General features: G+C 64.9%; 8 protein-coding genes. 4 read left to right on the top strand and 4 right to left on the bottom strand.

Translation table 11 applies throughout. The features are described from left to right. Nucleotides 1-224: 224 nt before the first annotated feature. Together ACILRA_RS15000 and ACILRA_RS15005 are read right to left on the bottom strand one after the other, a co-directional pair. A complete protein-coding gene (locus ACILRA_RS15000; protein WP_395662891.1) occupies nt 225-1,895 on the bottom strand; it encodes a hydantoinase B/oxoprolinase family protein in 1,671 nt (556 codons plus the stop codon). Continuing rightward, nucleotides 1,892-3,970, bottom strand: coding sequence for a hydantoinase/oxoprolinase family protein (locus ACILRA_RS15005; RefSeq protein WP_395662892.1), 2,079 nt, complete (start codon nt 3,968-3,970; stop codon nt 1,892-1,894). The genes ACILRA_RS15000 and ACILRA_RS15005 overlap by 4 nt, the downstream gene beginning before the upstream one ends. A gap of 103 nt (nt 3,971-4,073) precedes the next feature. Between ACILRA_RS15005 and ACILRA_RS15010 the strand changes: the two genes are divergently transcribed. After that, entirely contained in the window at nt 4,074-5,099 is a 1,026-nt protein-coding gene (locus tag ACILRA_RS15010) for a LacI family DNA-binding transcriptional regulator (protein ID WP_395662893.1), read from the top strand. A gap of 307 nt (nt 5,100-5,406) precedes the next feature. Here ACILRA_RS15010 and ACILRA_RS15015 read toward each other — a convergent pair whose 3' ends face one another. Further along, nucleotides 5,407-6,408 (bottom strand): Gfo/Idh/MocA family oxidoreductase, encoded by a 1,002-nt coding sequence (locus ACILRA_RS15015; protein WP_395662894.1) that lies wholly within the window; start codon nt 6,406-6,408, stop codon nt 5,407-5,409. 49 nt (nt 6,409-6,457) lie between these two features. Then, on the bottom strand, nt 6,458-7,372 hold the full coding sequence (locus ACILRA_RS15020; protein ID WP_395662895.1) for a LysR substrate-binding domain-containing protein: 915 nt from the start codon (nt 7,370-7,372) through the stop codon (nt 6,458-6,460). Between the two features lie 112 nt (nt 7,373-7,484). On the opposite strand from ACILRA_RS15020, the gene pxpA reads away from it, so the two are divergent. From pxpA to ACILRA_RS15035, 3 genes are all read left to right on the top strand, one after another. Then, the gene (pxpA, locus tag ACILRA_RS15025) at nt 7,485-8,213 is read left to right on the top strand and encodes a 5-oxoprolinase subunit PxpA (RefSeq protein WP_395662896.1); all 729 of its coding nucleotides are present in this window, start codon (nt 7,485-7,487) and stop codon (nt 8,211-8,213) included. 24 nt (nt 8,214-8,237) lie between these two features. Beyond that, nucleotides 8,238-8,468 (top strand): acetyl-CoA carboxylase, encoded by a 231-nt coding sequence (locus ACILRA_RS15030; RefSeq protein WP_395662897.1) that lies wholly within the window; start codon nt 8,238-8,240, stop codon nt 8,466-8,468. 161 nt (nt 8,469-8,629) lie between these two features. Beyond that, nucleotides 8,630-9,112: biotin carboxylase N-terminal domain-containing protein (locus ACILRA_RS15035; protein ID WP_395662898.1), on the top strand; the 483-nt coding region annotated here is incomplete at its 3' end.

A 9,112-nucleotide genomic window follows, 5' to 3' on the forward strand; every position in this document is an offset into this window, starting at 1 on the left:
TCCCTCCCCACAAGGGGGAGGGAGACACCATCCGGCTGGTGGTGGATGCTTGCTGCTCTATCCGTCGTAGCCATAATCGCGGCGGGCGGCCTCAATCGTCACCAGGCCTGCCGCCATGTCGGCCTCCGCAGGCTCAGGCACCCGACTCGCGGTACCCCCACCCTCAATCCCTCCCCACAAGGGGGAGGGAGACACCATCCGGCTGGTGGTGGATGCTTGCTGCTCTATCCGTCGTAGCCATAATCGCGGCGGGCGGCCTCAATCGTCACCAGGCCTGCCGCCATGTCGGCCTCCAGGGCTGCGCGGTCGCGCTTGTCCGGGTTGCCGAAGCCGCCGCCGCCGGGAAGTTCCAGCACCAGCGAATCGCCCGTTTCGATGATGTAGACGCCCTTGTCCGGCAGTTTCGAGCCCGAGCCACGCCCGGCTGAGCCACGGCAGCCTGGCTCTCCGCCCTCACGGCCCTGTGCGGGGTGGATGATGCGGTCGAAGGTGGCAGCCGAAATGGCGAAGGGTGCTGCTTCGCGGTTGGCAATCTCGATCACCTGCGAGGCGCCGCCGCGCCACTGGCCGGCTCCACCTGAGTCGGTAAGGTAGTGCTTGCGCTTGAAGTAGAGCGGGCACTGCGTCTCCGTCACCTCAATGGGAATGGTGCCCACGCCCGAAGGGAAGGCGGTTGTGGAGAGCCCATCCTTGCCGGGCCTGCCGCCGATGCCGCCCAAGCCCATGTTGATGACGGCGAAGGACTTGGCCTTGGCCGTCTGCTCCGGCGGAACGCGCCCGTGTGCCGAATAGAGCGAGAGAATCCAGATCGGCCCCGCACTCTCCGCCTGCACCGTGCCGGGCAGCGCCTGGGCGAGGCAGCCGAAGACGCTATCCGCCAGCATCTGCCCGATCACGTGGCGCGCGGTGACGGGCGAGGGGCGGATGGGATCAACCACTGTGCCGGGCTCGGTGATGAGATCGAAGCAGGAGAGGGAGCCAATGTTGTTGGGCACATGCGGGGCGATTACCGCCTTGAGGCCGAACACCGCATAGGCATGGGTATAGGTGCGGGGGCTGTTGATGCCGAACAGCGAGGCAGGCGAGGTGCCGGTGAAATCGACCGTGATCTTGCCGCCCTTGATGGTGAGCTTCGACTTCAGGGTCAGTTCGCGCTCATAGCCATCGAGCGGCATCTCATAGGACCATTCGCCTTGCGGAAGCGCCTTGATCGCTTCGCGCGCGCCCTTTTCGGACTGGGTGAGGATGTGCTTGGCCAGCGCGTCGAGGGACGTGAGCTTGAACTCTTTCATCATGTCGATGAGGCGGCGCGCGCCCGTGTCATTGGCGCTGATGAGGGAGAGGACATCGCCCCTGACCTCCACGGGGCTGCGCGAATTGGCGAGGATGATGGACAGAAGCTCCTCGTTGAGCTTTCCCTCCTTCCTGATCCTCAGGTGCGGGATCAGCGTTCCCTCCTCGAATGAGGAGTTGGCCTTGGCGGACATGCCCACACCGCCCACGTCGATGACGTGGCAGGTGGAGGCGAAGAAGGCGACGAGCTTTTTGCCCAAGAAAACCGGCGTCATCATCACGTAGTCGAACAGGTGCCCGGTGCCCAGCCACGGGTCATTGGTGATGAAGACGTCGCCCGGCTTCATGGTGGACTGCGGGAAGTGCTTGAAGAAATGCGCAACCGCCGTGGCCATGGTGTTCACATGGCCGGGCGTGCCGGTCATCGCCTGGGCGATCATGTTTCCTTCAGGGTCATAAACACCCGCTGAGAGGTCGCCCGCCTCGCGGGTGATGGTGCCGAAGGCGGTGCGCAGCAGCGATTGCGCCTGTTCCTCGACGACCGCGATCAGGCGGTTCCACATGACTTGCGTGCGGATGGCGGCCAAAGCGTGTTTGCTCATCGCGTGCGCTCCAGAACGATGTAACCCAGTGAGTTGACCGAGGCCTTGAAGTTCGCACCGACAATGGTGGAGGTCTCGTCTTCCGCGATGATGGCCGGGCCCTTGATGGCGCTGCCGGGCTTCATGTCGAAACGCCAGTAGACGGGCGCATCCACCTGTTTGCCCAGGGCCGGATCATAGATGCGGCGCCTGGAGCGCGGCTTGGGCGCGGCTTTCTTCGTGGCCTTGGCGGCGCGCTTCGGCTTCGTGGCCTGCGAGGAGACGGTGACCGACCAGGTGATCGCCTCCGCCTCCTGGTTGGGAATGCGCAGTCCATAGACCTGTTCATAGAGCCGCTCGAACGCGGCCTTGATCTTTGCGCCGTCGGCCTTCGAGAGCTTCTTCACCGGAACGCTGACGCGGATCTCGTGGCCTTGTCCGATGTAGCGGCAGTCGGCGATGATCTGGACCGTCGGCCTTACCTTTCCGAGCGCCGGTTCGACCACGGCCCGGGCATCAGCTGTCATCGATGAGAGGAGTCCGTTCACGCGCTCCGCGTTGAAATCTTCCAGGGAGACGACAGCGCTCTTGGTGATCTCATAGGCCACCGGTGCCCGCAGGAAGCCGATGGCGGAGCCGACGCCTGCGCCCTTCGGCACGATGATGGTGTCCACACCCACCTTCTCTGCCAGGCGGCAGGCGTGGAGCGGTGCGCCGCCGCCGAAAGCGATCATGGTGCAGGAGGCGATGTCGTGCCCGCGCTCGATCGCGTGGACGCGCGCGGCATTGGCCATGTTCTCTTCCACGATCTCGGTGATGCCGGCTGCGGGCCAGAAATCCTTGAGGCCCAGCTTCGCGCCGATGTTCTTCTGCAGCGCAGCCTTGGCGGCCGCCTCGTCCAGCGGGATCTTGCCGCCGGCGAAATAGGCAGGGTCGATCTTGCCGAGGGCGAGATTGGCATCGGTCACCGCGGGCTCTGTGCCGCCTCTGGCGTAGCAGACCGGTCCGGGCGTTGAGCCCGCACTGTCAGGCCCGACCGTGATGCGCGACAGCTTGTCGACGCGCGCGATGGAGCCGCCGCCTGCGCCGATCTCCACCATCTCGATCACCGGAATGCGGACGGGAATGCCCGAGCCCTTCATGTCGCGGTAGGCGCGGGCGATCTCGAACTTGCGGGCGCGCTCTGGCTCGCCGTCGGTCAGCAGGCAGATCTTGGCCGTGGTGCCGCCCATGTCAAAGGAGAGCACATGCGGCAATGCGCATTCCGCCGCGATCTGTGCCGCGAGAATGGCGCCGCCCGCAGGACCGGATTCGACAAGCCGGATCGGGAAACGCGCCGCGGTCTCGAGCGTCGTGAGGCCGCCGCCGGACATCATCAGGAACAGCGGGGCCGAAAGCTTCATCTCCTTCAACTGGTCGCGCAGCCTGAGGAGGTAGCTCGCCATCAGCGGGCGCACATAGGCGTTGGCCACTGTCGTCGAGAAGCGCTCATACTCACGGATCTCGGGCGCTACTTCCGAGGAGATGCAGATCGTCACGTCGCCGGGAAGGTGCTTGGCCAGCAGCTCACGCACGCGTTTCTCGTGATGGTCATGGGCATAGGCATGCAGGAAGCCGATGGCCACCGACTTCACACCCTCAGCGATGATCTTTTGGGCCAGCGGCTTGATGGCTGCCTCGTCAAGCTTCACGAGCACCGTGCCATCCGCCGCCAGCCGTTCGCGGATTTCGAGGCGCAGCGTGCGCGGCACCAGCGGCACCGGGCGGTCGATCATAAGGTCATAATGGTCGAAGCGCTTTTCGTAGCCCTGCTCGATGATGTCGCGGAAGCCTTCCGTGGTGATGAAGGCGGTTTTCGAACCCTTGCGCTCGATCAGCGCATTGGTGGCCAGTGTCGTGCCATGGATGAAGACGCCGATGTCCTGCGGCTTCAGGCCAGAGGCTTCGAGAACGGCGTGGATGCCCTCGATGACGCCCAGTTCCGGCGCATGAGTGGTGGTCAGCACCTTGCCGCTCCAGCGCTTGAGGCCGTCTTCCAGCACGATGTCGGTGAAGGTGCCACCGATATCGGCGGCGAGTTTTGCTTGGCTTGCCATGGGGCTTGGTTAGGCCGGGCCATCAGGCCTTTCAAGAGGCATTCGCATCCCGGTCCTGAGGGGCGTGTTGCAGAAACCGCATCATGCCTCTATCAATCCCCTCATGGCGAAAGTGACCATCCAGGATGTGGCCCGCGTGGCGGGTGTCAGTGTCGCGACGGTGGACCGGGTGCTGAACCGCAGGCCGGGGGTGCGCAGCGTGACCGTCAACAAGGTGGAAAGCGCCATCCGCGACCTGAATTACCAGCCAGACCGCATCGCGGCCCGCCTTGCCCGCTCGCGCGAGTACCGCTTCTGCTTCGTGCTTCCCGACCGGGCGGGGGATTTCTGGGAACGCATCAACGAGGAAGTCCGCACCATGGCGGACCGCATGGCGGGTGAGCGCGTGGCGATCACCGTCAAGCGTGTTGACGTCTTCGACGGCGAGCTCCTCGCCTCCACCCTCGATTCGATTGGCGATGTGCATGACGGCGTGGCGGTGGCCGCCCTCGACCACCCGGCCGTGCGGGAGGCGATCAATGCTCTGGCCGCACGTGGCGTGACCGTGGTGACGCTGGTGTCGGACGTGCCGGGCTCCAAGCGCGTGCATTATGCGGGGATCGACAACTCATCCGCCGGGCGCACCGCGGCGAGCCTGATGGGGCGTTTCCTGAGAGGCCTCACCGGCAAGGTAGGGCTGATCGCGGGTTCTCTGGCGCTACGCGACCACATCGAGCGCCAGTTTGGCTTCGAGCAGGTTCTGACCCATGAATATCCGAAGCTGCAGGTTCTTCCCGTGCGCGAATCGCGCGACGACTGGCGCAAGCTCGAGGAGATGACGGCACAGCTGCTGTCGGAGCATCCCGACCTGCTCGGTATCTACAATGTCGGCGGCGGCACGCGCGGCATCGTCTCGGCCCTGGAGGCGGCCTCCCGCGCGAAGGACGTGGTGCTGCTGGCGCATGACCTGAGCGATACCAACCGCAGAGCGCTGATCCGCGGCACCATCGACGCGGTCATCAACCAGGACCCCGGCCACGAGGTGCGCAGCGCCATCCGCGTGCTGATCGCCAAGGCGGACAACGTGCCGCTGATCGAGAGCCAGGAACGGATCAGGATCGACATCTTCTTGCGCGACAATCTGCCTTAAAGCTTCCCTTCTCCCGTTGGCACAGCCAATGGGAGAAGGTGCCCGAAGGGCGGATGAGGGCTTTTCTCCGCGAGCGGTGCTGGTTGAAAGAGGCCCTCATCCGGCCTGCCGGCCACCTTCTCCCATCGCGTTGCGACGGGAGAAGGGAATTCGTGGCGAGGTTTCCCTTCTCCCGTTGGCAAAGCCAATGGGAGAAGGTGCCCGAAGGGCGGATGAGGGTTTCTCTCCGCAAGCAGTGCTGGTTGAAAGAGGCCCTCATCCGGCCTGTCGGCCACCTTCTCCCATCCTGCGGACGGGAGAAGGGAACTTAGCTGTAAAGCCGTGGCTTCTTCTCATAAGCGATAGCCACGGTCTCGCCCGTCTTGAGAGATTTGACGCCTGCGTCCGTCACGGTGGTGGCGATGAACCCGTCCCAGGCGCTCGATCCCGCGGGCCTGCCCGTCGAGATCGAATCGATCCAGGCCTGGTTCTGGATGCGGTAGGCGGCGGCGAAGCGGGGGCGCCAGTCGGGGGCGAGGCTGGTGGCGGTGACGCCCGCGCTGCGGATTTCGGTGTTCAGCGTGGGGCCGAAGGAAATGGTGCCCGTCTCGCAGATGAGCTCGCCCTTCACGTCATAACCATACTGCGCGTTGAGGAAGAGTTCGACATCGACCAGCTGGCCCTTGTCCGTCTCGAAGACGACCAGCATCGGATCATCGAAATGCGCAAACTTGGAGCGCTTCGCCCGGAAGACGTGGACGGTGGCGAGTTCGGCGGAGAGAACGAAGCGCGAGATGTCCACCTCGTGCACGCAGGAATTGACGATGGCCGCGGCCGAATCGAAATGCGCAGGCGCGGTGGCGTTGCGGTGGATGCAGTGGAAGGCCAGCGCCTCGCCGTAGCGGCCGGAGGTGAGCAGGTCCTTCATCTCCATGTAGCCGGGGTCGAAGCGGCGCATGAAGCCGAGCTGGACGAGGCGCTTTCCGCCCGAAAGCTCCGCCTCGATCACGCGCAGGCCTTCGGCGGCGGTGGGCGCGAGCGGCTTCTCGCACAGCACGGGCTTTCCGGCCTTGATGCAGGCGATGGCGTAGTCGGCATGGGTGGCATCGGGCGAGGCGATCAGGACCGCGCCGACTTGCGGATCGTGGATGACGGCCAGCGGATCGTCCACCGCGCGCTTCGCACCCGTCTCGGCGGCCACGGCCCGGGCGCGCGCGCCGTCGGCGTCCGAGATCGCGGCCAGATGCGCTCCGGCCACCTGGCCTGCGATGATGCGGGCATGGTCCGCCCCCATCACGCCAGCCCCGATGATGCCCACGCCAATGCTCATGATGCCTCCAGCTTAAAAGGCGACGATTAGCCGAGCGCCGCCGGGCTGGCTAGACTGAGCTTCCCGCGCCGCCGAAGGAGAGGCTCATGAATTCATGGAAGGTGCGCGCCGCCGGGCTCTGGCTGCGGGTGTGGTTCCAGGACAATCCGACGTCCATGGTGGGGATGTCCGCAACCAGGTTGCGCAGTTCGATGCGCTGGCCTTCGAGCGACCATGGGCGGTAGACCATGTCGGACAGGATGGTGACGCCCATGCCGTCTGCCACCATGGAGCGCACCGCCTCGACGGAGGAGGTGGTGAAGATGGTGTTCGGCCGGAGCCCGGTCGGCTTCCAGTAGCGTCCGGCGGTCTGGTTCGCCTCGTCCACGGTGAGCGTGACGTAGGGTTCCGCCGCCACGTGCTCCAGCGTGATCACCTCGCGGTTGAGGAGGTGGTGCTCCACGGGAAGCCACAGCCTACGGCGCGAGCGGATGAGCGTCTCATAGGCCAGGCGCTTCTTGTCCTGCAGGTTGGAAACGAGCATGACGGCGAGGTCCAGGGACCCGTCCTTCAGCCCGCTTTCGATGGCGTTGCGGGGGAGTTCATAGAGTTCGGCCCGGATCCGCGGATAGCTCCGCGCGAAGCGGGTAAAGTGGCGCGGCAGGAAATACCCCGCCACCGTATAGGACACGCCGATCCTTACCGTGCCGCTGATCGCCGAATCCTCGGTCAAGGGCGCGTGCTGGGCGGCGTTGACGGCCGCCATGATGTTGCGCGCATGCTGCAGGAAGCGCGCGCCCTCGGCCGTGAGGGCAACCCCGGTGGGGTGGCGCTTGAACAGGGAAACGCCCACGTCGGCCTCCAGCTGGCGGATGGCGGCAGTCACGGCGGATTGCGAGACGTTGAGCTCGATCGCCGCCTGGCTGATCTGCCCGGCATCCGCCGTGGCGATGAAATAGCGGACTTGCTTCAGCGACAGGGCCATTATCTGTTTTTACGATACCGCATTGCAGTTTTTCTGATTTTACAATAATTCGGATGTCCAGCAAGCTTGCTCGCAAGGATGGCGCTTAAGCGCAGACAAGGGAGGTTGCAGGATGACGGTCATCAACTGTGACATGGGCGAGGCGTTCGGCCTGTATAAGATGGGCGACGACGCGGGCCTCATGCCGCTGATCGACGTGGCGAACGTGGCCTGCGGGTTCCACGGCTCGGATTTCAACCACATGCGCACCACGGTGCAGCTGGCCAAGAAGCACGGCGTGAAGGTGGGGGCACACCCCTCGCTCCCCGACCTTCAGGGCTTTGGCCGCCGCGAGATGAAGATGGGCCGGGACGAACTCACCAACTGCATCATCTACCAGGTGGGAGCGCTCAAGGGCTTCCTCGAGGCGGAAGGCATGCCCCTCAACCATATCAAGCCGCATGGCTCGCTCTATGGCATGGCGGCGCGGATGGAGGAGGTGGCTCAGGCCGTGGCCGATGCCGCTGACGTGTTCAAGGTGCCGCTGATGGGCATGATCAACACCTTCCATGAGAAGGTCTACACCGCGCGCGGCCACAAATTCATTGCCGAGTTCTATGCCGATCTCGACTACCGCGACGACGGCTCCCTCATCATCACCCGCGAGCATGAGGCGAAGGACCCTGTCCATGCCGCCGCCATCTGCTTGCGCGCCATCCGTGAGGGCAAGGTGAAGGGTGTGGGCGGCGGTGACGTCGCGGTCCGCGCCGACGCCATCTGTGTTCACTCCGACACGCCCAATGCGGTGGCGATCGCAAAGTCCGTGCGCGATGCCGTGAAGCCCTATCTCGACGCCGCCTGACCAATCCAGACACGAGGACAGACCATGGCCCAGCTTCTCTCGCCCCTTCCCGGCACCTTCTACCGCAGGCCCGCGCCCGACAAGCCCTCCTACAAGAATGACGGCGACAAGGTCGCCAAGGGCGAGGTGATCGGGCTGATCGAGGTGATGAAGTCCTTTACTGAAGTGAAGGCCGAGGCCGCGGGCAAGATCACCTTCATCGCGGAAAACGAGGAGCCGGTGATGGCCGGCCAACCGCTGGCGGAGATTTCGTAAGTGACGTCCATCCCACCCCATATGCCGTCATCCCGGCGAAGGCCGGGATCCAGCTATGGGCGTCCGAAGCTGGACCCCGGCCTTCGCCGGGGTGACGGACTGTGGGGGCGCCGGGATGACGGTGTTATGGGGGGTGCCGGGGCCTTTGGAGCAGTGCCGTCATGAAAATCAAGAAGCTCCTCATCGCCAACCGGGGCGAGATCGCAGTGCGCATCATCCGCGCGGCGAAGGAGCTGGGCATCAAGACCGTGCAGGTGCATTCGGCGGCGGACGCCGAGATGCTGGCGGTGAAGATGGCGGACGAGGCCGTGAACATCGGCCCGCCGCATGCCGCGAAATCCTATCTCAACATCGAGAACATCCTGAAGGCTGCGAAGGACACCGGCGCTGACGCCGTGCACCCCGGCTATGGCTTCCTCGCCGAGAATGCGGGCTTTGCCGATGCCGTCGAGGCGGCTGGCCTGATCTTCATCGGACCCAAGGGCGATTCGATCCGCGTCATGGGCGACAAGGTCGCCGCCCGCGTGGCGGCAGAAGCCGCAGGCGTGCCCGTGGTGCCGGGGTCCGAGGGCCGCGTCGATGATCCGGAGCAGGCGAAGCACATCGCCATGGCGATCGGCTTTCCCGTGATGATCAAGGCGGCG

It is taken from the genome of Aestuariivirga sp., assembly GCF_044239095.1.
Classification (GTDB): domain Bacteria; phylum Pseudomonadota; class Alphaproteobacteria; order Rhizobiales; family Aestuariivirgaceae; genus Aestuariivirga.

Bases quoted from the DNA above. Each gene is read 5' to 3' on its own strand.
- ACILRA_RS15000 (WP_395662891.1), bottom strand. From the start codon at position 1,895: ATGAGCAAACACGCTTTGGCCGCCATCCGCACGCAAGTCATGTGGAAC.
- ACILRA_RS15005 (WP_395662892.1), bottom strand. From the start codon at position 3,970: ATGGCAAGCCAAGCAAAACTCGCCGCCGATATCGGTGGCACCTTCACC.
- ACILRA_RS15010 (WP_395662893.1), top strand. From the start codon at position 4,074: ATGGCGAAAGTGACCATCCAGGATGTGGCCCGCGTGGCGGGTGTCAGT.
- ACILRA_RS15015 (WP_395662894.1), bottom strand. From the start codon at position 6,408: ATGAGCATTGGCGTGGGCATCATCGGGGCTGGCGTGATGGGGGCGGAC.
- ACILRA_RS15020 (WP_395662895.1), bottom strand. From the start codon at position 7,372: ATGGCCCTGTCGCTGAAGCAAGTCCGCTATTTCATCGCCACGGCGGAT.
- pxpA (WP_395662896.1), top strand. From the start codon at position 7,485: ATGACGGTCATCAACTGTGACATGGGCGAGGCGTTCGGCCTGTATAAG.
- ACILRA_RS15030 (WP_395662897.1), top strand. From the start codon at position 8,238: ATGGCCCAGCTTCTCTCGCCCCTTCCCGGCACCTTCTACCGCAGGCCC.